Below are 23,330 nucleotides of genomic sequence, written 5' to 3' on the forward strand. Positions count from 1 at the left end.
CCCGACGGGCGAGTTCGGGTAACCGAATGCTTGCTTGGGCACAGCATCGCATGAGGTCCCCGGGCGTTGGCAAGAGGAATGAGACTCGCGTCTCACTCGCCGTCCAGGAGATGCCGGTTGGGTTCGCGGGCGCGCGCCGCGAGGCCGGGCAGCTCGGCCACCGCGACGCCCGCCGCCTCCAGCAGCTCCGCGCCCGTCCCCGCGGCGAACAGCTGCGGCTCCCGCCAGGCGAACACGACCCGCGCCGCGCCCGAGGCGATGATCAGCTCGGCGCACGGCCGGGGCCGGGACGCGCGGTGCCCGCACGGTTCGAGCGAGCTGTAGACGGTCGCGCCGCCCAGGTCGCCGGGCGCCTTGGCGAGCGCGGCCTCCTCGGCGTGGTCGTGCGGATCCTGCTCGCGGGAGAAGCCGCGCGCCAGCTCCCGGCCGTCCGCGCCGACGATGACCGCGCCGACGGAGAAAGCCGTCTCGGACGGCGGGCACAGCGCCGCCAGGTCGCAGGCCAGCGCCAGCCAGGCGTGGTCATCCACGCGGGGCTCCGGCCCGGTAGCGCAGCAGGGCCAGGTCGCCGATCCGGGTGACCTCCTCCAGCCGCATCGGACGCTCCGGCGACTGCGGGAACACCCCGGAGCGGACGAAGCGCGGCGCGGCCGGGTCGCCGATGAAGAACGGCGCGACGACCAGCTGCAGCTCGTCCACGGCGTCGGCGGTGAGGAACAGCGTGTGCACCCCGCCGCCGCCCTCGACCATCAGCCGCCGGACGCCGCGCCCCGCGAGGTCGGCGAGCACCAACGGCAGGCTCAGCGGGTCGCCGGCGGCGACGACCTCGGCCAGCCCGGCGAGCCGCGGCGCCAGCTCCGCGGCCGCGGCCGGCGGGGCGTACACGAGCTTCGGCGCCTCGCCCGTGGTGAAGAACCGGGCGCCGGGATCGAGGTCGCCGCTCCAGGTCAGCGTCACCTTCACCAGGTCGGCGGGCAGCCCCCGCGCGACGCGCCGCTCCCGGCGCGCGGCGGAGCGGATCAGCAGCTTCGGGTCGTCGGCCCGCACGGTCCCGGCGCCGACCAGGATCGCGTCGCAGTCCGCCCGCACCGCGTCGACCCGGTCGAAGTCGGCCGGGCTGGACAGCCGCAGCCGCTCCGGCGTCGCGTCGTCGATATAGCCGTCGGCGGACATGGCGCAGCTCAGCAGCACGTAGGGACGATCACTCACGCCGCCACACTACGGGAGCGTCGGCGCGCGGCATTCCAAGATCCTTTGGGGTGGCTCGGCGTTTCTGCGCCGGATGTGTCGGAGGGGGTGCCTATGGTTGCTGCGACATGCGAATCCTGCACACCTCCGACTGGCATCTCGGCAGATCGTTCCACCGGGAGGACCTGCTGGCCGCGCAGGCCGCGTTCGTCGACCACCTGGTCGCGACCGCCGCGGCGGAGGACGTCGACTGCGTGCTCGTCTCGGGCGACGTCTACGACCGCGCGCTGCCCGCCGTCGACGCCGTGAAGCTGTGCAACGAGGCGCTGGTGCGGCTCGCCGAGCACGCCCGGGTCGTGCTCATCGCCGGCAACCACGACTCCGCGCGCCGGCTCGGGTTCGGGTCCGCGCTGATGGACGCCGCCGGCGTGCACGTCCGCACCGACTTCGCCACCGTGGGGGAGCCCGTCGTCATCGGGGACGCCGCGGTCTACGGCATCCCGTACCTGGAGCCCGAACTCGTCCGCCACCCCTGGGAGCTGGACGAGCGCAGCCACGCCGCCGCGCTGACCGAGGCCATGCGCCGCGTCCGCGCCGACGCGGCCGCCCGCCGCGAGCGGTCGATCGTGCTGGCGCACGCGTTCGTGACGGGCGGCGAGTCCAGCGAGAGCGAGCGCGACATTTCCGTCGGCGGGTCCTCGCAGGTGTCGGCGTCGGTGTTCGACGGCGTCGACTACGCGGCGCTCGGCCACCTGCACGGCGCCTGGCGCATCACCGATCGCGTCCGGTACTCGGGGTCGCCGCTCGCGTACTCCTTCTCCGAGGAGAAGCACGTCAAGGGCTCGTGGCTGCTCGACGTCACCGACGGCGGGGTGGCCGGGGAGTTCGTGGAGGCGCCGGTCCCGCGCCGCCTCGCGCGGCTGCGCGGCCGGCTCGACGACCTGCTCGCCGACGCCTCCCACGACGCGGTCGAGGACCGCTGGCTCCAGATCACGCTGACCGACCCGCGCCGCCCGTCCGCCGCGATGGAGCGGCTGCGCCGCCGCTTCCCGCACACGCTCGTCCTCGGCTTCGAGCCCGCGGGCGGCGGCGAGGGCACCGCCCGCACCTGGTCCGAGCGGGTCCGCGAACGCTCCGAGCTCGACGTCGCCCGCGACTTCGTCGCCGAGGTCACCGACGGCCCCGCGACCGAGGCCGAGCGCGCCCTCCTGCACGAGGCGTTCGAAGCCTGCCGCCAGAAGGAGGCGCTGACGTGACCCGCGTCGCCGTCCGGGGCGGGCGCCCGGCGGGGCGCGGCGGCGCGGAAGAGGGGATCGCGTGAGGCTGCATCGGCTCGAGATCGCGGCGTTCGGCCCGTTCTCCGGCACGGAGGTCATCGACTTCGACGCGCTGTCCGACGCCGGCCTGTTCCTCATCCAGGGCCGGACGGGCGCGGGCAAGACGAGCATCCTGGACGCGGTGTGCTTCGCCCTCTACGGGCAGGTGCCGGGCGTCCGCAACAACGTGAAGGGGCTGCGCAGCGACCACGCGCCGCCCGGCGCCGGGCCCCGCGTGGTGCTGGAGGCGACGATCCGGGGCCGCCGGCTGCGGATCACCCGGTCGCCGGCCTGGGAGCGGCCGAAGCTGCGCGGCTCCGGGACGACGACCGAGCACGCCAAGGTCGTCCTGGAGGAGTTCGAGCACGGCGCGTGGACGGGCCTGACCACCCGGCTGGACGAAGCGGGCGACCTGGTGTCGCGCCTGCTCGGGATGAACGCCGTGCAGTTCTGCCAGGTGGTGCTGCTGCCGCAGGGCGAGTTCGCCGGGTTCCTGCGCGCCGGGGCGGACGAGCGCCGCCGGGTCCTGGAGCGGCTGTTCGCCACCGAGGTGTTCACGCAGGTCGAGAAGTGGCTGGCCGAGCGGCGCGCCGCGGCCGGGCGGGCGGCCGCCGAGCTGGGCGCCGCCGCGGCCTCGATCGCCGACCGGATCGCCGAGACGACCGGGGCGGCGCCGCCGCGCGGGGAGCGCCCGGCCGTCCCGCAGCCGCGCCGCGGCGAACCCGCCGTCGAGCCGTTCGCCGAGGTCGAGGCGCTGCCCGCGTGGGCGGCGGAGCTGGCCGGCGGGCACGCCGACGTCCGCGCCGCCGTCGAGGCCATGCGGGCCGGCGTCACCGAGGCGCTCCGGGCGGCCCGCGCGGAACTCGACGACGCGAAGGCGCTCGCCGACCGGCGCCGCCGGCACGCCGAGGCCGTCGCCCGCCGCGACGCGCTGGCCGGCCGGGCGGAGGAGAAGTCCCGGACGGCGTCCCGGCTCGACGCCGCGGCCCGCGCCGACCGGGTCGTCCCGCTGGTGCGCGACGTCCGCGACCGGCACGCCCGGGCGGTGCAGGCGCGCCGCTGGGCCGAGGAGACCCGCGCCCGCGCGGCGTCGCTGCTGCCGCCGAAGGCGCCGGAGGACGTCCTCGCCAAGGCCGAGCGCGACCGCCGCGACGAGGCCGCCGCGCTGGAGCGCATGCGCGCCGCCGCCGCCCGCCTCCGCGAGGTCGAGCGGCAGCGCGACGCCCTCGCCGCGGAGCTGGGCCGGCTGGAGCCGCGGGACGCGCGGACCGCCGCGGCGCTGGAGGAGCTCCCCGCGATCGTGGCCGCCCGCCGCGCCGAGCTGGACGAGGCCAGGGTCGCGGCGGCGGGCGTGCCCGGCGCCGAGGCCGCCGTCCACGACGTCCGGCGCAGGCTGGACGCGGCCCACCGCCGCGACCGGGTCGAGATCCTGCTCGCCGAGGCGGAGGAGGCGCAGCGCGCCGCGGTCGACGCCGCCCAGGAGGCCCGCGACCGCGCCCAGGAGCTCCGGCAGGCGCGCCTGGACGGGATGGCCGCCGTCCTCGCCGGGGAGCTGAAGGACGGCGAGCCCTGCCGCGTCTGCGGATCCACCGAGCATCCCGCGCCCGTCGCCTCGCTCGCCGTCGTCCCCTCCGAGGAGGAGGTCGAGCGCGCCCAGGCCGCCTACGACGCGGCGCAGACGCTCCGGGAGCGGCGGACCGGCGAGGTGGAGTCGCGGCGGTCCGAGCGCGACCAGCTCCTGGAGGCCGCCGGCGACGTGCCCGCCGAGGCGCTCGCGGCGGAGCTCGCCGAGGCCGAGCGGGCGCTGGAGGCCGCGGCGGCGCGGGCCGTCGAGGCCGCCGAGCTGGAGGCCGCCCTGCACCGGCACGAGCAGGAGCTCGACCGGGCCCGCGCCGAGCGCGACGAGGTGTCCCGGCTGCTCACCGAGAACCGCATCCGGGACGGGGAGCTGGCCGACGAGCGGGCCCGGCTGTCGGCGGAGCTGGACGAGGCGCGCGGCGATGACCCGACGCTGGAGGCGCGCATCGCCCGCCTCGGCCGCGAGGCCGGCGCGCTCGCCGAGGCCGTCGAGGCGCTGCGCGCCTCCGGCCGCGCCGACGAGGAGCTGGCCGCCGCCCGCGCGAGGGCGCGGCAGGAGGCGGCGGAGCAGGGGTTCGGCACGCCCGACGAGGTCGAGGAGGCGGCGCTGTCCGACGAGGACCAGGGCGTCCTGCGCGACCGGATCCGCCACCTCGACGACGAGGAGGCGCAGGTCCGCGCCCTGCTGGGCGATCCGGCGCTGGCCGCGGCGGCCGCCGCGCCCGCGCCCGATCTGCCCGCGCTCGAAGCGGCGGTGCGGGCGGCGGAGACGGCGCACACCGCGGCCGCGAACGCCGCCGACCGCGCCCGCAAGCGCTGCGAGCGCCTCGCCGAGCTGCGCGCGGACCTCGGCGCGGCGGTGCGGGCGTGGCGTCCCGCCGCCGAGCGGTACGAGGTCGCCGAGCGCCTCGCCGGGCTGGCGTCCGGCAAGCACCCCGCGAACCGGCGCGCGATGTCGCTGTCGGCGTACGTGCTCGCCGCGCGCTTGGAGCAGGTCGTCGCCGCCGCGAACGAGCGGCTGGAGCGCATGTCCGGGGGCCGCTACGCCCTCGTCCACACCACCGACAGGGTGGCGGGCGACCGCACGAAGGGCGCGGGCGGCCTCGGCCTGCGCGTCGCCGACGCCTGGACGGGCCTGGAGCGCGACCCCGTTACCCTGTCGGGCGGCGAGTCGTTCATCACGTCGCTGTCGCTGGCGCTCGGCCTCGCCGACGTCGTCACCGCCGAGGCGGGCGGCGCCGAGATCGGCACGCTGTTCGTCGACGAGGGGTTCGGCACCCTCGACGAGGAGACGCTCGACGAGGTCATGGACGTCCTGGACGGCCTGCGCGACGGCGGCCGGGCGGTCGGCATCGTCAGCCATGTCGCGGAGCTGCGCGCCCGCATCCCCGCCCAGCTCCGCGTGACGAAGAACCGCGCCGGCTCCACCGCGGCGACCGTCGTGTGACCCGCTACGAGATGTACTGCAGGATCACGTTGTGGACGTGGTGGCTCTTGTCGCTGCCGCGGAACTCGACCTCGTAGGTGTGCGTGCCGACGTTGATCGCGATCGACCCGGTGGAGAAGTAGGACCCGGCCCACGACTTGTTGCTGACCACGCTCACCGAGGTGATCTTCGAGTAGGGCACGCTGGTGATCGCGTACTTCTTGCCGGCGAAGCTCTTGTCCTGGATGATCACGCGCCGGTCGGTGAGGCCGATGAACCCGGTGCCGGCCCCGACCGCGTCGTAGACGGCGATGATCTGCTCGCCGGGGATCAGCCCGCTCTCGATCTGCTTGAGCTGGCCCGACCTGTCGTGTTCGATCCCGTCGCCCATCGGTTCCTCCAGTGCTCGGTGTGCCGGTTCGACGGACGGGCGGTCCGTCCCGTTCCGCAGGGGAGTGTCGCAGCCGTCGCGCGGGGGACGAGCCGCTTCGAGGAAGCCGGTGCCGTTCGCCGCCGTCCGCGGCGTCCGAGCGGGCGGCGGTAAAAAACCAGTGTATTTGGTGTAAATCCCTGTGCCGCAGCGGGGCCGCCGAGCCGCCCCGCAGGCTGACCCCTCCACCTCGCCAACCTTGCTGACCAGCAACTTCGTGAGCCCGCCCGCGGTGTGCGGCGCCTCACAGCACCCCCCTCTGGACGCGCCCGCTCTTTCTCCAATAAAAACTAGCCTGCTAGTAAAAAATAGGCCCGGAAGGGGTCGGCAGGATGGACGGAGCAAGATCGAGGGTGCTCGTCGCGGCGTTCGCGTTCGCGGTCGCGCTGACCGTGGCGCTGTGGACGCTCCCGCGCGGCAACCCGGCCGAGGCGGCGCACTCGGCCGGGTCCGCGCACGAGGCGGAACCGGCCGCGGCGGCCGCGTCGCCCGGCGCGGAGCACGACGGGACATCGCACGACGCGTCGGGCGCCGGCGGGGCGGACGGCTGGAAGGCCATGGACGACGCCATGGCCAAGCGGGACAAGAGCTTCCCGGCGGCGACCAAGGGCCAGGGCGGGCAGGACCTCGCCCCCACGGTGCTGCCGGACGGCACCAAGGAGTTCCACCTGACGGCCAAGGCCGTGAAATGGGAGGTGGAGCCCGGCAAGGTCGTGGACGCCTGGGGCTTCAACGGCATGGTGCCGGGCCCGACGATCCGCGCCGACGTCGGCGACAAGGTCCGCATCGTGGTGAAGAACGAGCTGCCCGAGCCGACCAGCGTCCACTGGCACGGCATCCAGCTGCCCAACAAGATGGACGGCGTCCCGAACGTCACCCAGGACTCCATCAAGCCGCGGAAGACGTTCGCCTACGAGTTCCCGGTGACCCGGATCGCGGACACCTGGTACCACTCCCACTACAACGGCACCAAGCAGGTGAGCAGCGGCCTGTGGGGCGCGATCCAGTTCGGCGACGTCCCCACCCCGCACAAGGAGAAGGTCGCGCAGAAGCAGATCATCCAGATCCAGGACGCCGGCGTGATCGGGATGACCCTGAACGGCAAGTCCTTCCCGGCGACGAAGCCGCTGAAGGCGCGGGTGGGCGACTGGGTGCAGGTCACCTACGTCAACGCGGGCACGATGGCGCATCCGATGCACCTGCACGGCGTGGACCAGGTGATCATCGCCAAGGACGGGTTCCCGCTGGAGCAGACCTACAAGGCCGACACGGTCAACGTCGCGCCCGGCGAGCGCTACACCGTGCTCATCCACGCCGACCAGCCCGGCAAGTGGATCTGGCACTGCCACATCTTCCCGCACGCCGAGGGCTCCCAGGGCATGTTCGGCCTGGTCATGGAGATGCAGATCACCTGATCACGGCCCGGCTCGGACCGCCCGAACCCCCATTCCCCCGCACACCTGGAGTGAGTCGATGTCCACACCAACCCCTGAGCCGGACCGTCCGGCACCGGGCAGACCGCCGGGGCCCGCCCGCAAGCGCTGGACGGCGGCGCTGAACGGGTTCATGCCCGTCATCAGCGCGGCGCTCGCGCTCGGCCTGATCGTCGGGCTGCTCATGGTCAGCGCCGCGCCCGGCGGCCACGAGCACGGCGCGCTTGCCTCGTCCGAGGAGGGCGCCGCGGCGCCCGCCGCGGGCGGCGCGGCCCTTCCCGGGAAGGGCAAGAAGGTCACCCTCGACTTCGAAGAGGGCGACATGTACATCAAGCCGAACAAGGTCACCGTCCCGGCCGGCGCCGACGTGACGGTGAACGTCGTCAACAAGGGCAGCCAGGCGCACACCCTGAGCCTGCTGGGCAAGACGAACAAGCAGCTCGAACCGGGCAAGTCCGAGACCCAGCACTGGGGCGTGCTCACCGAGTCCACCCAGGCGTGGTGCGTCATCCCGGGCCACAAGGACGCGGGCATGCTCGTCGAGATCACCGTGACCGGCGGTGAGAGCACCAAGGCGGCGGGCACCACCGCGGCCGCTGCGGCGGGAGCCGGCACCACGGGCGCCGGCACCACTGGCGACACGGCGAACGCCAAGATCGACCCGGCCGCGAAGCCGGCCGACGGATGGAAGCCGTTCGACCCGACGGCACCGGCCAACGACGGCAAGGACGTCCACGAGGCCACCTTCACGGTCACCGAGAAGGAGATCGAGGTCGCTCCCGGGGTGAAGCAGACCCGGTGGACCTACAACGGCACGGCGCCCGGCCCCACGCTGCGCGGCACGGTCGGCGACACCTTCCGGATCAAGCTCGTCAACAAGGGCTCGATGGGGCACTCCATCGACTTCCACGCCTCGAAGGTCGCGCCGAACGTCCAGATGCGGACCATCAAGCCCGGCGAGACGCTCGTCTACGAGTTCACGGCGCAGTTCTCCGGCATCTTCACCTACCACTGCGGGTCCGACCCGATGATCTACCACATGGGCAACGGCATGCACGGCGCCCTGATCGTCGACCCGCCGGACCTGCCGAAGGTCGACAAGGAGCTGGTGCTCATCCAGTCGGAGCTCTACCTCGGGCCGCAGGGCAAGCCGGGCGACCTGAAGAAGATGCAGGCCGGCGAGTACGACGCGGTGGTCTTCAACGGCTACCACAACCAGTACGTCCACGCCCCGATCAAGGTGAGGCCCGGGGACCGGGTCCGCGTGTGGGTGGACGACGGCGGCCCCAACGAGAACATCGCCTTCCACGTCGTCGGGACGATCTTCGACACGGTCTGGAAGGAGGGCGCCTACACGCTGCGGCGCGACAACAAGGAGAAGGGCGGCGCGCAGGTCCTCGACCTCCAGCCCACCCAGGGCGGCTTCGTCGAGTTCACCCTCCCCGACGCCGGCACGTACCCGTTCCTCGGCCACAGGATGAAGAACATGGCCGCCGGCGGCCTCGGCGTCTTCCAGGTCGGCTGACCCGCACCCATGGAGGTGACCATGACAACCACCGACACCGCGGGGACGGCCGTCCCGGCGTCCTCGCCCGCACTTACGGCCAGGCGCGCCGCCGCGGCCGGGTCCGTGCTCGCCGCGCTCATCCACTACGCCGTCGTGCCGGAGCACCTCGACGAATGGTGGGCCTACGGCGTGTTCTTCAGCGCCGTCGGCATGTTCCAGCTCATCTGGGCCGTGCTCGCGCACACCGGCGACGAGCGGCCGGTGCTGCTGTCCGGCCTCGCCGTCAACCTCGGCGTCCTCGCCCTCTGGGCGGTGAGCCGCACGAGCGGCCTGCCGTTCGGGCCCGAGCCGGGGGAGGCGGAGGCCGTCGGCGTCCTCGACGTGCTCAGCGGCGCCGCGGAACTGGTGCTGGTCGCCGGGATCCTGCTGGCCCTGCGCGGCTCGCGCCGGCGGCCCGCCGAGACCCCGGCGGAACCCGCCGGCGAGAGCGGGTGACGCGCACCCCGTCCCCGCACGCGGGCCCGCGGATCCGAAAGGACCCGCGGGCCCGCCCGCGTGCGGTCGCTCAGTGGCCGGCGTCGCGGGTGCGGCGCAGGTACGCCAGGCAGAGGTGCGGCTCGACCAAGGGGTCCAGCCGGTCCGCCGCCAGGGGGACGCCCATCTCGGCGAGCGCCCCCTGGATCAGGCCGAGGTGCAGCCGGCACACGACGTCCGCGTGCCGTTCCGCGACCGTGCCGAAGGGGCAGTTGCGCACCCGGATGCGCACCTCGTCCGGATCCGGGTCCGGGTGGTCGGCGCCGTGCTCGAACTCGGGGCGGAAGCCCATGCCGGCCATCATCCGGTCGAGCCGCTCCAGCGCCTCCGCCGTGCCGAGCCGCTGGAACGGGGCGGGCGGATCGGCGAGGTGGCGGCCCCAGGCCCGGCCCGCCTCGATCGCGGCGCCCTCCGGATCGGGCAGCATCCCGGAGACCAGGCTCGCCAGCATCTCGGCGAGCAGCCGGTAGCTGTGCCGGCCGTCCGGCTCCTCCGCGCGGTACACCATGCGCGGGCGGCCGGGCCGGTCGCGGCCCTCGGGCACCCGCCGCACCAGGCCGGCCTCCGCCAGCCCGTCGAGATGGAAGCGCGCGGTGTTGGGGTGCAGCCCGGCACGCTCGGCGATCTCGCGCACGCCGAGCGGCGCGGTGCCCGCCTCGCGGACCACCCGCAGGACCCGGGCGCGGCTGCCGCCGAGCCCCGCCTCGCTCGACGCCGGCTCCGCGTCCACCCATTCGCGGTCGTCCATGGCCCGAGTTTATGCATATCCACTAGTGAAAATCAGCAGGCGGGCGGGCGGGGACGCGGTCAGAGGTAGAGGCCGGTGCCGTGCTCGGGGCGCTCGCTGGCGATCGCGTGCAGGTCGCGCTCGCGCATGACCAGGTAGTTCTCGCCCTGGATCTCGACCTCGTACTGGTCGCCGGGGTGGAACAGCACGCGGTCGCCGGGCTTGACGATCCGCACGTGGTGGCCGACCCCGCAGACCTCGCCCCACACCAGGCGGTTCCCCTGCTCGACGGTCGCGGGGATCACGATGCCGCCGGTGCTGCGGCGCTCGCCGCTGTCCTTCTCGACCTTGATCATGACGCGGTCGTGCAGCATCTGGACTTCGAACTTGGGCTCCGACACGCCGGCGAGTTTAGCCGTCCGCGCGGGTCAGGGCGTCCCAGGAGCCGGCGATGATCTCCGGCAGCGCGGACCGCTCGGGCCGCCAGCCGAGTTCGCCGCGGATCGCGGCGGCGTCGCAGACCAGCACCGGCGCCTCCGGCCGGGCCGGGCGGCGGCGCACCGGCACCGGCCGCCCGGTCACCGCCTCGACCGCCGCGACGACCTCGTGGACGGCGGCGCCGGCGCCGCTGCCGACGTTGTAGACGCGGTCCTCGCCGGGGCGGACCGCCTCCAGCGCCCGGACGTAGGCGGCGGCGAGGTCGTCCACGTGCAGGTACTCGCGGACGGCCCGGCCGTCGCCGTTGACGTCCAGGTGCGGGGCGTGCCCGGCGGCCACGGCGAGGGCCGCCGGGATCAGCCGGGTCCCGTCGGGGTCGATCCGGCCGTCCACGGACCCGGCGACGTTGAACGTGCGCAGGACGACCGCGCCGATCGCGCCCGTCCGGGCGTGGTACCGGACGGCCTGCTCGGCGGCCAGCTTCGACGCCCCGTACGGGCTGGCGGGCGCGGTGGCCTCGGTCTCGGGGATGGGCTGCCGCTCCGGCGTCCCGTACACGGCCGCCGTGGAGCCGAACACGACCCGGTCCGCGGCCACGGCCTCCAGCAGGTTCACCGTGCCCTGCACGTTGGCCGTGAAGTACGGCAGCGGCCGCTCGAACGACTCGCGGACGCGGGTGAGCGCGGCGAGGTGGCACACGCCGTCGTAGGGGCCGCGCGGCAGCCCGTCCGGGGTGAGCAGGTCGCCGCGGACGGCGCGCACCCCGGCCGGCAGCCCGGCGTCCCGCCGCACCAGCCCGTCGACCTCGTGCCCGGCGGCGGCGAGCCGCCGCCCGACCGCGTACCCGATGTACCCCGCCGCCCCCGTCACCAGCACGCGCATGCAAGCCAGCATCCAGCGGCGGCGCCGCGGGTTCAAGCCGCGGTCACGGCAGGGAGTCGAGCCGCGCGTACACGCCGGGGTAGCCGGGCTTGGCGCAGCCGTACCCCCAGGACGTCAGCGCGGCGACGCGGCCGCGGACCAGCAGCGGCCCGCCGCTGTCGAACTGGCACGAGTCGGCGGTGCCGGACCCGGCGCACAGCATGTCGGACGGGTCGAACGCGTCGCCGTAGGCCCGCCGGCACGCCGCGTCGCCCGGCAGCGGGAGGTCCGCCGCCCGCAACCGGGTGTTGAACAGGTCGTTCTCCGAGGTGAAGCCCCAGCCGGCGATGCGCCCCGTGCGGGCCGCGCCGGGTGGGCCGAGCACGGCGAGCGGGCGGCGGACGGGCCGCGCGAGGGTGAGGACGGCGAGGTCGTGGTGGCCGACGGTCTCGTCCTGGAACGAGGTCTCCCGGTACTGCGGGTGCAGCCGCACCGACCGCACCGCGACCGTCTCGCCGCCCGAGCCGACCAGGTCGTCCCGGCCGAAGGTGGCCGTGAGCAGGCCGGGCAGCGACCGGAACAGCGAGACGCAGTGCGCCGCGGTGAGCACCCGGTCCGGCTTGATCAGCGCGCCGCCGCAGAACTGCCCGGACGGCCGGACGAAGAAGACCGGCGACCCGACCGCGGCCAGCCACGGGTAGGCGGAGGTCGAGGCGGGGGCGCCGCCCACGACGGCGGACGCGGGGGCCGACAGCGGCGGGAGGGCCAGGAGCGGGAGCATCAGGAGCGCGCCGAGCACCCCCGTCAGGAGGGACCGGCGGGAGTGGAGGGCCATCTGGGCAATGTACGGGGATCAAGGGCGGCGTGCACGGTGTCGCGGGCGGCCGGTTCCGGCTCCTCGTGCCGGGGGAACAGCACGAGCGCGACGAGCGCCAGCACGAACCCGCAGGCCCGCAGCGCGAACGGGCCCGCGTCGCGCGGCCAGTCCTCGCCGAACAGGACCGAGCTGCTGAGCAGCAGGTACGACCGGCCGATGACGGTGAGCACGACCGCGACGATCGCGATCCGGCAGCGCTGCAGCGCGACCTGGAGCTGGCCGAGCGCGATCGCGGCGAGGCCGATCGTCAGCCACGGGTAGGCCGACTGCAGCACCGCCTGGAAGCTGCCGGTCTCCTCGTAGACGATCGCGATGCCGCGGATGCCGGCCTCGGCCAGGCCCGCGCACGCCCCGGCGCCGACGCCGTAGGCGACGCCGGCGAGCTTGCGGGCGTGCCGGCCGCTCGCCCGGCGGTCCCCGACCAGCCACACCAACGCCGCGATGACGACCGCCGGCGCGCAGATGGCGATCATCAGCCACGGCCGGGCGAGGGTTCCGGTCAGCGTGGCGTCGGCGTGCAGCTCGCCCTCCTCGGTGGCGGAGAGCCCGATCAGCATGGTGGCGAGCACGAACAGCGCGACGCTCGTCCACTCGCGGAGGCTGAGTCGCTCGCCGAGGAAGCGCACCGCGTACGCGACGAGCATCACCAGCGCCACCGCGAAGATCGGCTGCGCGACGGCGAGCGGCATCGCCGAGAACGCCACCACCTCGTAGCCGAGGCCGAGGAACAGCAGCAGCCCGCCGCCGAGCCACACCGGGTCGGTGAGCATCAGCCGGGCGACGCGGAACGGGCGGCTGCCGCGCAGCGGCTCCATCCGGCGCGCGGACGCCCGGAACACCAGGAACGCGATGTAGTAGGCGGTGGTCGCGATTAAGGCGAGGGCGGCATAACCCAGGTCGGAACCCATCGGGAGGAACCTCTCGGTGGACGGGGGACGGGGCATGTCGTTCGGCGCGCCATCGAATCGACCTGTCCTTTCAGCCTGCCCCCTCCGTCCCGTCGTTGCAAGTGACTGCTTACTTGACGCTCAGTCGTACCGGCGGCCAGTGGTGGACGACAGCCGGGTGACCAGCGCGCGCGGGACGAGCCGGGCGGCGCCCGCGAGCGCCTTGTACTGCGCGCCCGGGATGCTGATCTGCGCGCCGCGGCGCAGGTCGCGCAGCGCGGTGTCGACGACGTCGTCCTTGTCGAGCCACATGAACTCCGGCAGGGCCGACATGTCCATGTGGGCGCGCTCGTGGAACTCGGTGCGCACGTAGCCGGGGCACAGCGCCATCACCCGGACGCCGCCGCGCGACCGCTGCCGCAGGTCGGCCGCGATGCCCTGGCTGAAGCTCACCACCCACGCCTTGGACGCCCCGTAGGTGCCGCGCGTCGCGAACGCCGCCATCGACGACACGTTGACCACGGCGCCCCGGCCGCGCTCCAGCATGCCCGGCAGCGCCGCGTGCGTGAGCCGCAGGACGGCCTCGCAGTGCACCTTCAGCATGGTCAGCTCGTCCGACACCGGGACGTCGAGGAACACGCCCCGGTTGCCGAACCCGGCGTTGTTGACCAGCAGGTCCACGTCCTTGCGGACGCGCTCCTCGGCCGCGGCCAGCCCGTCCTCGGCGGACAGGTCGGCGGGCAGGGCCTCGGCCCGGACGGCGTAGTGGTCGCGCAGCTCCGCGGCGGTGCGGTCCAGGCGCTCGGCGTCGCGGGCCAGCAGGACCAGGTCGAACCCGTCGGAGGCGAGGCGGCGCGCGAACGCGTGGCCGATGCCCGCGGTCGCGCCGGTGATGAAGGCGGTCGGCATGCCCCGAGCCTAGGCCGCCCGCCGCGCGGTGAAGTGCCGCGGGTCCGGTCGGCGCGTCGCGCGGCGGTAGGCGAAGGTGAACCCGGGCCAGTTGTTGACCACCGTGCCGTCGGCCGTCATGTACCAGCTCTGGCAGCCCGCCTCCCACACGGTCGTGCGCATCCGCTCGCGCATCTCGCGGGTGAAGGCGTCCTGGACGTCGGGCTTCACGTCGATCCAGGCGAGCCCGGTGCCGCGCAGCGCCTCCACGCAGCCGAGGACGTACCGGAACTGCGACTCCAGCATGTAGATGATCGAGTTGTGCCCCAGGTTGGTGTACGGGCCGTAGAGCAGGAACAGGTTCGGGAAGCCGCTGACCGTGATGCCGAGGTGCGCCTGCGCGCCGTCGCGCCACGCCTCGTTCAGCTCCCGGCCGTCCCGTCCGACGATCTTCATGGGGGAGAGGAACTCGGTGGAGCGGAACCCGGTCCCGTAGACGATGGCGTCCACGTCGTAGGAGCGGCGGGCCGTCCGGACGCCGGTCGGCGTGATGCGCTCGATCGGGTCGGTGACGAGGTCGACGTTGGGCCGGGCGAGCGCCGGATAGTAGTCGCTGGAGATCAGGATCCGCTTGCAGCCCATCGGGTAGCCGGGGATCAGCGCGTCCCGCAGCACGGGGTCGTCGATGCCGTCCCTCAGGGTGTTCTTGAAGCGGTTCTCCAGCATCGCCATCAGCTTCGGGTACTTGATGAAGCCCAGCGCGCGCGCCTCGTACGCCAAGTACGTGTAGCCGCGGTTCAGCTCCCACAGCCCCGGGACGTGCTTCATGGCGGCCTGCTGCCACGGCCGGTACACCCGGTCCGGTTTGTCGATCACGTAGGGCGCGGACCGCTGGAACAGCCGCAGCTCCGCCGCCTCCTTCGCGACCTCCGGGACGAACTGGATCGCGCTCGCGCCCGTCCCGATCACGGCGACGCGCTTGCCGCGCAGGTCGGCGCCGTGGTCCCAGCGCGCGGAGTGGAAGCTCGTCCCGGCGAACGAGCCGCGCCCCTCGATCTCCGGCAGCACCGGCCGGTTCAGCTGCCCGCACGCCGAGACCAGGACCCGCGCCTCCAGGTCGCCGCCGGTCGTGGAGATCCGCCAGAGCGCGGCGTCCTCGTCGAAGCGCGCCTCGGTGACCTCGGTGCCGAACCGGATCTTGTCCAGCACCCCGTACTTGCGGGCGCAGTGCCACAGGTAGTCGAGGATCTCCGGCTGCGGGGGGAACCGGCGCGTCCAGTCGGTCTTGCGCTCGAACGAGAACGAGTACAGGTGGGACGGGACGTCGCAGGCCGCGCCGGGGTAGGTGTTGTCCCGCCAGGTGCCGCCGAGCCCCGCGGCCTTCTCCAGGACCACCACGTCGTGGACGCCCGCCTCCCGGAGCCGGATCGCCATCCCGATCCCGCCGAACCCGCTACCGATGATCACCACGCTGTGCGCCATGGCCGTCCCGAACCTCGTTCTATTTGCGGTACCCCGAGCGTAGGTGACCACGAGGTCACTGACCAGGTGTCGCGATCGCCCGGTTTCTGTCGGTCCCGTCTGCCAGCATCGCGCCATGCTCCACGACTCCCTCGTCGCCGAGTCTCGTACGGGCGACGGCCTGGACGGCGTCCGGCTCGCCGCCCTCGCCGACGCCCGCTGGGCGCTCGACCTCCTCGCGCCGCTGGCCTTCCCCGAGCTGCTCGACCCGCGACTCACCTCGGGCCGGCTCGGTGAGCGCGAGTGCGCCGCGCTGCTCGACAAGCGGCGCGAGCAGCAGCGGGCGGCCATCCGCACGGAGTTCGGGAAGCGGCTGCCGTCCTCCTCGGACGCCGGGCTCAGGGCCTTCGTGGTGGCGTTCTTGCTCGCCTCGCGCACGCACGACTGGCTGCTCTGGCAGTACGCCTCGGACCTGCGCCGGTCGTCCTCCGGGGCCGGAGGCTGGTCCCGCGACGAGGCCGCGGTGCTGCTGGAGTGCGCCGCCGGCATCGCCGACGGCAACCGGATCCCCGAGGCGCTCAACGCGGCCCTGACCGCCACCGAGTCCCTCGCCGCCGAGCCCCTGCGGGACCTGGAGCCCAGGCTGCGGAATCTGTCCGCCGTGCTCGCCCGGCTGGACCTCCCGGCCGGCTTCCGCCCCTCGCTCGTCGGACGGCTGTGGGGGCTGCTGGAGACCCTGGACGAGACCCTCGTCCCCGACGGGCTGCTCCCCGTCCGCGACTCGTGGGCGGCGCGGCTCCGCGACCTCGCGCAGGCGGAGCCGACGGTCGAGGCGGCCCGGTTCGTCCGGCATCTGGCGGGCCTGTCGGCGCCGCGCCCCTCCCAGAAGTGGCGGCGCGAGTGCGTGTCCCTCGCCGACGCGGCCTCGGCCCGCGCGGCGGTCGCCGACGCGCTCCGCGGCCTCGCCGAGGACGAGGCGCCGGGGCACTACGGGCTCGTCCACCAGAACCACGGCGACCTCGCGCGCGGCGTCGTCTGGGCGGCCGCCCTGACCGCCGGCCCCGCCACGGCGTCCCACCTGGAGGCCCTGGCCCTGCGCACGGGCCGGGACGGCAGCGGCCTCCCGGAGGACCTCAAGCTCGCGGGCGCGTCGATCAACGCGCTGGCCGCGCTCGACGACCCCGCCGCGCTGGAGTCGCTGTGGCGGCTGCGCGCCAGGACCAGGCACCGGGCGCTGCGCAAGCAGCTCGACACCGCGCTGGAGACGGCGGCGGGGCGGCAGGGCATCACGCCCGCGCAGCTCGTCGAGCGGACCGTGCCCGCGCACGGCCTCGCCCCGGACGGCTCGGCGGAGCGGGTGATCGGCGCGCACACCGCGCACACCGCGCGGGTCGCGATCGAGGACGCGGCGACCGTCCGGCTCACCTTCACCGGCCCGGACGGGCGCCCGTCCCGGACGGCCCCGGCGGCGGTCAAGGACGGCTTCCCGGCGGAGCTCAAGGAGCTGAAGGCGCTCGCCAAGGAGGTGCGGGCCACGCTGTCGGGCGAGCGGGCGCGCATCGAGGCGCTGATGTCGGAGGAGCGCGTCTGGCCCTTCGCCGAATGGTGCGAGCACTACCGCGACCACCCGGTCACCGGTGTCCTCGCCCGCGGCCTGATCTGGGAGTTCCGGGACGAGGGGGGCGACTGGCGCGCCGCGCTCGGCGACGCGGACGGCAAGCCCGCCGAGGTGCGGCTGTGGCATCCCATCCGGGCCGCGCTCGACGACGTCCGCGCCTGGCGGGAGCGGATCGCCGACGAGCAGGCCCGGCAGCCGTTCAAGCAGGCGTTCCGGGAGATCTACCTGCTCACCCCCGCCGAGGAGGAGACCGGCGCGTACTCCAACCGGTTCGCCGCCCACATCGTCCGCTACGCGCAGCTGTACGCGCTGTTCAAGGAGCGCGGCTGGCAGTCGAACTTCCTCGGCCGCCACCAGGGCGGCTACAACGGCGAGGCGCGCGGCGAGTTCGGCGGCGGGGAGTGGCGGGCCTGCTTCCACCACGAACCCGCCGAGGAGGACTTCGACTACGCCCCGACCCACGCGACGACCGACCAGGTCCGGTTCGAGCGGCGCAGCGGCCGCCGGTGGCGGGAGGCGCCGCTCGCCCACGTCCCGCCGGCCGTCTTCAGCGAGGCCATGCGCGACGTCGACCTGTTCGCGGCCGTCACCTCCATCGCCGCCGACCCGCGGTGGGCCGACGGCGGCGAGGAGCGCTTCACCGCCTACTGGCGCAGGGCGACGGTCGGGGAGCTGACCGCGAACGCCGAGGTCCGCCGCGCCGCGCTGGAGCGGATCCTGCCGCGCACGAAGATCGCCGCCCGCTGCCGGATCGAGGGCCGCTACCTGGTCGTCCGGGGCGAGCTGCGCACCTACAAGATTCACCTGGGCTCGGGGAACGTGCTGATGGAGCCCGACGGCGCCTACCTGTGCATCGTCCGGGCGAGCGGCCGGGGCCAGGGCGCGCTTTTCCTGCCGTTCGAGGACGAGCGGCTGTCGCTGATCCTCAGCAAGGCGTTCCTGCTCGCCGCCGACCACAAGATCACCGACCCGGCGATCACCCGCCAGCTCGACCGCTGAGCGGCGGGCGCCGATCAGCGAAACACCGGGAACCCGCCGCGGCCTTCTGGAAAGATCACCCCATGTCAGACGACTCCGCCGACCTCCGGGCGCATCTGGACGCGCTCAACGCGCCGCGGCCGACCCGCGCCTGGCGCCGCCGCACGCTGGAACTCCTGGCCGACCCCGCCGCCCGCGACGAGGTGCTGCGCAGGGTGCGCTGGTACGCGACGAAGGAGCCGGACCTCGTCGGCGGCCGGCCGTTCTCCGACCCGTCGCTGCGCGCCGAGCCGGGCGGCCGCGGCCGGGTGTGGGCCGCCGCGCTGCTCGGCGACCCCGGCGTGATCCCGCTGCTGGACGTGATCGCGCGCCGCGCCGCCGGGGTGACCCGCGAGTTCGAGCCGTCCGCGAAGCTCGCGGGCGGGGCCGTCAACGCGCTCGGCGAGTTCACCGATCCGCGCGCCCTGGACGTGCTGCGCGGGCTGAGCCGCGACGTCCGCTACCCGGGCCTCGGCCGGCAGATCGCCGCGGCCGTCGAGGCGGCGGCGGCCCGCCGCGGCATCACGCCCGCGCAGCTGGTGGAGCGCGGCGTCCCCGGGCACGGCCTCGGCCGCGACGGCTCGCTCGCCCGCGACATCGGCGCCTACCAGGCGGTGCTCGTCATCGCCGACCCGCTGACCGTCCGGCTCACCTTCACCGGCGCCGACGGCCGGCCGCTGCGCACCGTCCCCGGCGCGCTCAAGGTCCCGTTCGCCGCCGAGATCAAGGAGCTGAAGTCGCTGGTGAAGCAGGTCCGCGCGACGCTCGCCGCCGAGCGGACCCGGGTCGAGGCGCTGATGGCGGTCGAGCGCTCCTGGCCGTACGCCGAGTGGTGCCGCTACTACCGCGACCACCCCGTCACCGGCGCGGTCGCGCGCGGCCTGGTGTGGGAGTTCGAGGCGCCGGGCGGCGTCTGGCACGCGGCCACCCCCGGGGAGGACGTGCTGGTGACGGTGGACGGCCGGGCACTGCCAGAACCGCCCGCGGAGGCGCGCGTCCGGCTGTGGCATCCCGCGCGGGCCTTCCCGGGCGCCGTGCGGGCGTGGCGCGGCTTCGTGACCGGCAACCGGATGGCGCAGCCGTTCAAGCAGGCGTTCCGCGAGACCTACCGGCACGCGGGCCCGCACGGCCGCGCCGTCGCCGAGCCCGTCCCGGAGTTCGACGGCGAGCTGCGGCGGGTCTTCGCCGAGGGCGAGTGGCGGGTCTGCCGCCACGGCGGCACCCGGTTCGAGCGGAAGACCGCCGGCCGCTGGCGGGAGGTCCGCCCGGCGGACGTGCCGCCGCTGGTGTTCAGCGAGGGCGCGCGGGAGGTGGACCTGTTCCTGCGGGTCACCTCGCTCACCGAGGAGGAGCCGTTCGGCGCGCCGTCCGCGAGCGCGGAGATCCGCGGCGACGTGCTGCGCCGCGTCCTGCCCGGCACCAGGATCGGCGCGCGCTGCGCGGTCGACGGCCGGTTCCTGGTCGTCCGGGGCGAGCTGCGCACCTACAAGATCCACCTGGGGTCGGCGGGCGTGCTGATGGAGCCCGGCAACGCCCGGCTGCGGGTGGAGCCCGCCCGCCGGCCGGGGCCGAAGGGGCTGTTCCTGCCGTTCGAGGACGAGCGGCTCACCCGGATCATCGGCCTCGCCGCGCTGCTCGCCGCCGACCACCGGATCACCGACGAGGCCGTGCTGCGGCAGATCAGGCGGGGCGCCTGATGGAGCTCGCCGCGCGGCTGCTGCGCGCCATGACCGCCCCGACCGCGGCCGACACCGAGGACTTCCGCGGCTGGTACGGCGAGATCTCACGGCTCTCCGACGCCGAACTCGGCGGCCTCCTGCCCGTCGCGTACGGGCTCGGCCGCGCGCCGGACCATGTCTCGACCTGCGTCCGGTTCATGGTGGAGGAGGAGGTGAAGAACCGTCAGCCGCGCTTCACGCCGGAGGCGTGCGAGCAGGTGTTCGCGGCGCTCGTCGACGGGCTGGCGGCCCGCAAATGGGCCGATATCGCCCTGGGCGCGGCGGCGCTGGCCCGCTGCCAGGGCCCGTGGCCCGATGTCGCCGGCCCCGCGGCCACGCTGGTCGACTACCTCCTCGACCACGACCGCGCCGAGAAGCCCTTCGCCCTCCTCGCCGTCGGCGGGGTCGCCGGAGACGACGTCCTGCGGCGCACCGCCGGACGCCTCCGCCGCGGCAGGACGGGCGAGATCGCGCTGGACGAGTTCGCCGTCGCCGTCCGGCTCGCCCCCGAGGAGCGGGTACTGCTGGCCGAGCTGGACCGGGCCCGCGCCCACGACTCCCCGCCGCACCTCCCGGACGCGTGGGAGCGCGTCGCCGCGATCCCCGAATACGCCCGGTTCGCCCGCCGCGCCCTGGAGACCGCGGGCGCCCGCGCACGCGCGATCCAGGACGGCGAGATCCCCTACCGGGCCGACGCGGCGTTCACCGCCGACGAGGTCCAGGCGCTCGGCCGCGCCGCGCGCCTCGCGCTGCTGCGGGACGAGGAGTGGCTCCCCGCCTTCTTCGACCGCCTCCTCCCCGACATCTCGATCGCGCCGACCCCGGCGAAGACGCTGCCGTCGCAGGCGCTGCTGTACGAGATCGTCCGGGCCGGGCTGGACTTCCCCACGCCGGAGCTGGTCGCCGCGATCCGGCACGTCCGGCGGAACGTCCGGCACGCGGGCGTGCCCAAGCAGCTCGACAAGATGCTCAAGAAGGCCGACGCGGCCCTGGGCGAACGCGCCGAGGTCGCCCTCCGCCTCCCCGACCCCGGCGTCCTGCGCCGCGACCTCGGCGGGTGCACCGCCGAGATCACCGTCGCCGGCAAGGCCGCGCTGACCTTCGAGAAGGACGGCAGGGCGCTGAAGGGCGTCCCCGCGGCCGTCCGGCGCGACCACAAGGACGAGCTGAAGGAGCTGCGCGGCCTCGTCAAGCGCATCGACGCGCAGGTCGCCACCCTCGTGCGCGCCCTGGAGGGCGGCTTCACCGCCGACGCGACCCACCCGTTCGGCCGGTGGCGGGACACGCTCGTCCACCACACGATCGCGGGGCCGACCGTGCGCGGCCTGATCTGGGAGATCGAGACCGCTCCCGGCGAGTGGCGGGCCGTGCTGCCCGAGGCCGGCGCGATCCCGGACGCCGCCGAGGACGCGCGCGTCCGGCTGTGGCACCCGATCAGGGCGGAGCCGGACGAGGTGCGGGCCTGGCGCGACCTGGTCGTCGAGCGGCGGATCAGGCAGCCGTTCAAGCAGGCGTTCCGCGAGATCTACCTGCTCACCCCGGCCGAGGAGGGGACCGGGACGTACTCCAACCGGTTCGCCGCGCACCTCGTCCACTACCGGCGGATGTTCGCGCTGTTCCGGGCGCGCGGCTGGACCAGCGGCCTGCTCGGCCCGTGGGACGCGGGCGGCGCGGACGAGGCGGCGCGGACCCTCGCGGCGGGGGAGTGGCGGGTCCGGTTCTCGCACGTCCTCGCCGACTGGGAGGACGAGCAGGAGATCGCCGGCACGAACCGGGTGCTGTTCGACCGCCGTGTGGACGGCGCCTGGCGGAGCGCGCGGCTCGCCGACGTCCCGCCGCTGGTGTTCAGCGAGGCGATGCGCGACGTCGACCTGTTCGTCGGCGTGACCTCGATCGCCGCCGACCCGATGTGGGAGGACGGCGAGGGCCGCGAGTACTGGGTCCGCGCGTGGTACGCCGAACCGGCCGAGACCACCCGGACCCGCGCCGACGCGCTGGCGCGCATCCTGCCCCGCACGAAGATCGCCGACCGCTGCTCGCTCGACGGCCGGCACCTGGTCGTCCGCGGCGAGCTGCGCACCTACAAGATCCACCTGGGCTCGGCGAACATCGTGATGGAACCGGACGACGCGTTCCTGTGCGTCGTCCCGGAACGCCGCTCCCTCGGCGCCCGGGTGTTCCTGCCCTTCGAGGAGGAGCGGCTCGCCCTGATCCTCAGCAAGGCGTTCCTGCTCGCCGCCGACGACGAGATCACCGACGAGTCGATCCTCACGCAGATCAAGCGAGGTGCCTGATGGCCGCCGTGACGTTCAAGGACGAGACCGCGACCGGGCGCCCCGTCGCCGAGGTCCGGCTCGACGGGCTGCCGGAGCGGATGACCGTCCGCGAGCTGATCCGGCTCCGGGTCCGCGAGGAGGTCGCCCGGCACAATGCGCGGCCGTCCGACCGCTTCAACGGCCTGGTCCGGCCGGACGACGCCGAGGCCGAGCTGAACGGCTACCGGCTGCGCGAGCCGCGCCGCATCGACTGGGAGCGGCAGGCCGAGATCGCCGAGGCGGCGTTCGCCGCCAACAGGTTCTTCGTCCTCGCGGGCGACCGCCAGGTGGAGGACCTGGACGAGGAGGTCGACCTCACCGCCGGCCCCGAGCTGGTGTTCATCAAGCTCGTGGCGCTCGCGGGCGGCTAGCCGGGCGGGCCGTCAGCCGAGCAGGCCGAACTCGTGGGCCCGGATGCCGGCCTGGAAGCGGGAGTCGGCGTCCAGCAGCGCGAGGATCTCCGCGACGCGGCGCCGGTAGGTGCGCAGCGACATGCCGAGCCGCCGCGCCGCCGCCTCGTCCTTCAGCCCCGCGCCGAGCAGCCGCAGGATGTGCCGGCTCTCCGCGCTCAGCGCGGGCGGCCGGTCGCGGCGGTGGTCGGCGAGGTCGGCCGCCGTCTCCCAGGACGCCTGGTACAGCGAGACGACGCCCTCCACCACGCCCGGCGACCGGACCACCGTGTACTCGCGCACGCCCGCCGCCGGCGGCCCCGCCAGGATCGCGACCCGCCGGTCCACGATGATCGTCTCGTGCGGGAGCGGCGCCGTGCAGATCCGCACCCGGACCCCGGCGCGGGCCAGCTCCACCAGCCGCCGCTCGGACTCCTCGTCCGCGAGCGCCGCCGGGGTGTAGAGCTTGCGGACGGCGGGCCCGGGACCGGCGCGCCGCCGCGCGGCGACGATCGCCTCCCGCGCCCCCGGCATCGCCCACGTGTGCATGTCCGTCGCGGCGCAGGCGAACTCCTCGCACGCCGTGAACAGCCGCCCGGCGCGCTCGACCAGCTCCGCCTCGCCGCGCAGCACGACGTTCCGGTCCAGATCCACGCTCATCCCCACCGAGTCTGCCACGCCGCGACTGGCAGCAACCTGCCAGCGGCTCGCCGCGCGCCGGA

The 23,330-nt window shown here is 74.7% G+C and carries 20 protein-coding genes; 9 read left to right on the forward strand and 11 right to left on the reverse strand.

The window, feature by feature from the left end; all coding sequences use genetic code 11:
• Positions 1-92: 92 nt before the first annotated feature.
• Positions 93-530, reverse strand: a complete 438-nt coding sequence (locus tag ACGFI1_RS12130; RefSeq protein WP_364554022.1) for a deaminase — start codon at positions 528-530, stop codon at positions 93-95.
• On the reverse strand, positions 523-1,209 hold the full coding sequence (locus ACGFI1_RS12135; protein WP_386869807.1) for a RibD family protein: 687 nt from the start codon (positions 1,207-1,209) through the stop codon (positions 523-525). Before ACGFI1_RS12135 ends, ACGFI1_RS12130 begins: the two co-directional genes overlap by 8 nt.
• Positions 1,210-1,316: 107 nt before the next feature.
• On the opposite strand from ACGFI1_RS12135, the gene ACGFI1_RS12140 reads away from it, so the two are divergent.
• Both ACGFI1_RS12140 and ACGFI1_RS12145 read left to right on the forward strand, forming a co-directional pair.
• The gene (locus ACGFI1_RS12140; protein WP_392785022.1) at positions 1,317-2,444 is read left to right on the forward strand and encodes an exonuclease SbcCD subunit D; all 1,128 of its coding nucleotides are present in this window, start codon (positions 1,317-1,319) and stop codon (positions 2,442-2,444) included.
• A 61-nt stretch (positions 2,445-2,505) separates the two neighbouring features.
• Positions 2,506-5,529 (forward strand): AAA family ATPase, encoded by a 3,024-nt coding sequence (locus ACGFI1_RS12145; RefSeq protein WP_392785024.1) that lies wholly within the window; start codon positions 2,506-2,508, stop codon positions 5,527-5,529.
• A 4-nt stretch (positions 5,530-5,533) separates the two neighbouring features.
• On the opposite strand, the gene ACGFI1_RS12150 is transcribed toward ACGFI1_RS12145, so the two are convergent.
• The gene (locus ACGFI1_RS12150; RefSeq protein WP_138640554.1) at positions 5,534-5,899 is read right to left on the reverse strand and encodes a PH domain-containing protein; all 366 of its coding nucleotides are present in this window, start codon (positions 5,897-5,899) and stop codon (positions 5,534-5,536) included.
• Between the two features lie 371 nt (positions 5,900-6,270).
• Here ACGFI1_RS12150 and ACGFI1_RS12155 point away from each other — a divergent pair, with 371 nt between their 5' ends.
• The 3 genes from ACGFI1_RS12155 to ACGFI1_RS12165 are packed head-to-tail and all read left to right on the forward strand — an operon-like array spanning position 6,271 to position 9,373.
• On the forward strand, positions 6,271-7,353 hold the full coding sequence (locus ACGFI1_RS12155) for a multicopper oxidase family protein (protein WP_392785026.1): 1,083 nt from the start codon (positions 6,271-6,273) through the stop codon (positions 7,351-7,353).
• 58 nt (positions 7,354-7,411) lie between these two features.
• Positions 7,412-8,896 carry a multicopper oxidase domain-containing protein gene (locus tag ACGFI1_RS12160; RefSeq protein ID WP_392785028.1) on the forward strand — a complete coding sequence of 495 codons (1,485 nt, stop codon included), beginning with the start codon at positions 7,412-7,414 and terminating at the stop codon, positions 8,894-8,896.
• A 21-nt stretch (positions 8,897-8,917) separates the two neighbouring features.
• Positions 8,918-9,373: a hypothetical protein gene (locus ACGFI1_RS12165; protein ID WP_364552951.1), complete on the forward strand. Its 456-nt coding sequence runs from the start codon at positions 8,918-8,920 to the stop codon at positions 9,371-9,373.
• Positions 9,374-9,443: 70 nt separating this feature from the next.
• On the opposite strand, the gene ACGFI1_RS12170 is transcribed toward ACGFI1_RS12165, so the two are convergent.
• From ACGFI1_RS12170 to ACGFI1_RS12200, 7 genes are all read right to left on the reverse strand, one after another.
• On the reverse strand, positions 9,444-10,160 hold the full coding sequence (locus tag ACGFI1_RS12170) for a helix-turn-helix transcriptional regulator (RefSeq protein WP_392785031.1): 717 nt from the start codon (positions 10,158-10,160) through the stop codon (positions 9,444-9,446).
• Between the two features lie 59 nt (positions 10,161-10,219).
• Complete coding sequence (locus ACGFI1_RS12175; protein ID WP_089326083.1) at positions 10,220-10,540, reverse strand: GroES family chaperonin; 321 nt, start codon at positions 10,538-10,540, stop codon at positions 10,220-10,222.
• Between the two features lie 10 nt (positions 10,541-10,550).
• A complete protein-coding gene (locus tag ACGFI1_RS12180; protein WP_392785034.1) occupies positions 10,551-11,459 on the reverse strand; it encodes an NAD-dependent epimerase/dehydratase family protein in 909 nt (302 codons plus the stop codon).
• A 43-nt stretch (positions 11,460-11,502) separates the two neighbouring features.
• Positions 11,503-12,273 carry a serine protease gene (locus ACGFI1_RS12185; protein ID WP_392785035.1) on the reverse strand — a complete coding sequence of 257 codons (771 nt, stop codon included), beginning with the start codon at positions 12,271-12,273 and terminating at the stop codon, positions 11,503-11,505.
• Positions 12,243-13,223, reverse strand: a complete 981-nt coding sequence (locus ACGFI1_RS12190) for a DMT family transporter (RefSeq protein ID WP_392785037.1) — start codon at positions 13,221-13,223, stop codon at positions 12,243-12,245. The genes ACGFI1_RS12185 and ACGFI1_RS12190 overlap by 31 nt, the downstream gene beginning before the upstream one ends.
• 120 nt (positions 13,224-13,343) lie before the next feature.
• Positions 13,344-14,111: an SDR family NAD(P)-dependent oxidoreductase gene (locus tag ACGFI1_RS12195; protein ID WP_392734082.1), complete on the reverse strand. Its 768-nt coding sequence runs from the start codon at positions 14,109-14,111 to the stop codon at positions 13,344-13,346.
• Positions 14,112-14,120: 9 nt separating this feature from the next.
• Positions 14,121-15,572, reverse strand: coding sequence for a flavin-containing monooxygenase (locus tag ACGFI1_RS12200; protein ID WP_392785039.1), 1,452 nt, complete (start codon positions 15,570-15,572; stop codon positions 14,121-14,123).
• Positions 15,573-15,687: 115 nt separating this feature from the next.
• Here ACGFI1_RS12200 and ACGFI1_RS12205 point away from each other — a divergent pair, with 115 nt between their 5' ends.
• The 4 genes from ACGFI1_RS12205 (at position 15,688) to ACGFI1_RS12220 (ending at position 22,590) form a co-directional block, all read left to right on the forward strand.
• Positions 15,688-18,168 carry a DUF4132 domain-containing protein gene (locus ACGFI1_RS12205; protein ID WP_392785041.1) on the forward strand — a complete coding sequence of 827 codons (2,481 nt, stop codon included), beginning with the start codon at positions 15,688-15,690 and terminating at the stop codon, positions 18,166-18,168.
• A gap of 62 nt (positions 18,169-18,230) precedes the next feature.
• On the forward strand, positions 18,231-19,883 hold the full coding sequence (locus tag ACGFI1_RS12210) for a DUF4132 domain-containing protein (protein ID WP_392785043.1): 1,653 nt from the start codon (positions 18,231-18,233) through the stop codon (positions 19,881-19,883).
• Entirely contained in the window at positions 19,883-22,198 is a 2,316-nt protein-coding gene (locus tag ACGFI1_RS12215) for a DUF4132 domain-containing protein (RefSeq protein ID WP_392785045.1), read from the forward strand. Before ACGFI1_RS12210 ends, ACGFI1_RS12215 begins: the two co-directional genes overlap by 1 nt.
• Complete coding sequence (locus ACGFI1_RS12220; protein ID WP_392785047.1) at positions 22,198-22,590, forward strand: hypothetical protein; 393 nt, start codon at positions 22,198-22,200, stop codon at positions 22,588-22,590. Before ACGFI1_RS12215 ends, ACGFI1_RS12220 begins: the two co-directional genes overlap by 1 nt.
• A 12-nt stretch (positions 22,591-22,602) precedes the next feature.
• Here the strand turns inward: ACGFI1_RS12220 and ACGFI1_RS12225 are convergent, their stop codons facing one another.
• Entirely contained in the window at positions 22,603-23,268 is a 666-nt protein-coding gene (locus ACGFI1_RS12225; RefSeq protein ID WP_392785049.1) for a DNA-binding response regulator, read from the reverse strand.
• Between the last annotated feature and the right edge of the window lie 62 nt (positions 23,269-23,330).

Source organism: Actinomadura geliboluensis (genome assembly GCF_043197915.1).
GTDB classification, from domain to species: Bacteria; Actinomycetota; Actinomycetes; order Streptosporangiales; family Streptosporangiaceae; genus Spirillospora; species Spirillospora geliboluensis.

Bases quoted from the DNA above. Each gene is read 5' to 3' on its own strand.
- ACGFI1_RS12140 (WP_392785022.1), top strand. From the start codon at position 1,317: ATGCGAATCCTGCACACCTCCGACTGGCATCTCGGCAGATCGTTCCAC.
- ACGFI1_RS12150 (WP_138640554.1), bottom strand. From the start codon at position 5,899: ATGGGCGACGGGATCGAACACGACAGGTCGGGCCAGCTCAAGCAGATC.
- ACGFI1_RS12155 (WP_392785026.1), top strand. From the start codon at position 6,271: ATGGACGGAGCAAGATCGAGGGTGCTCGTCGCGGCGTTCGCGTTCGCG.
- ACGFI1_RS12160 (WP_392785028.1), top strand. From the start codon at position 7,412: ATGTCCACACCAACCCCTGAGCCGGACCGTCCGGCACCGGGCAGACCG.
- ACGFI1_RS12165 (WP_364552951.1), top strand. From the start codon at position 8,918: ATGACAACCACCGACACCGCGGGGACGGCCGTCCCGGCGTCCTCGCCC.
- ACGFI1_RS12170 (WP_392785031.1), bottom strand. From the start codon at position 10,160: ATGGACGACCGCGAATGGGTGGACGCGGAGCCGGCGTCGAGCGAGGCG.
- ACGFI1_RS12180 (WP_392785034.1), bottom strand. From the start codon at position 11,459: ATGCGCGTGCTGGTGACGGGGGCGGCGGGGTACATCGGGTACGCGGTC.
- ACGFI1_RS12185 (WP_392785035.1), bottom strand. From the start codon at position 12,273: ATGGCCCTCCACTCCCGCCGGTCCCTCCTGACGGGGGTGCTCGGCGCG.
- ACGFI1_RS12190 (WP_392785037.1), bottom strand. From the start codon at position 13,223: ATGGGTTCCGACCTGGGTTATGCCGCCCTCGCCTTAATCGCGACCACC.
- ACGFI1_RS12195 (WP_392734082.1), bottom strand. From the start codon at position 14,111: ATGCCGACCGCCTTCATCACCGGCGCGACCGCGGGCATCGGCCACGCG.
- ACGFI1_RS12200 (WP_392785039.1), bottom strand. From the start codon at position 15,572: ATGGCGCACAGCGTGGTGATCATCGGTAGCGGGTTCGGCGGGATCGGG.
- ACGFI1_RS12205 (WP_392785041.1), top strand. From the start codon at position 15,688: ATGCTCCACGACTCCCTCGTCGCCGAGTCTCGTACGGGCGACGGCCTG.
- ACGFI1_RS12210 (WP_392785043.1), top strand. From the start codon at position 18,231: ATGTCAGACGACTCCGCCGACCTCCGGGCGCATCTGGACGCGCTCAAC.
- ACGFI1_RS12215 (WP_392785045.1), top strand. From the start codon at position 19,883: ATGGAGCTCGCCGCGCGGCTGCTGCGCGCCATGACCGCCCCGACCGCG.
- ACGFI1_RS12220 (WP_392785047.1), top strand. From the start codon at position 22,198: ATGGCCGCCGTGACGTTCAAGGACGAGACCGCGACCGGGCGCCCCGTC.
- ACGFI1_RS12225 (WP_392785049.1), bottom strand. From the start codon at position 23,268: ATGAGCGTGGATCTGGACCGGAACGTCGTGCTGCGCGGCGAGGCGGAG.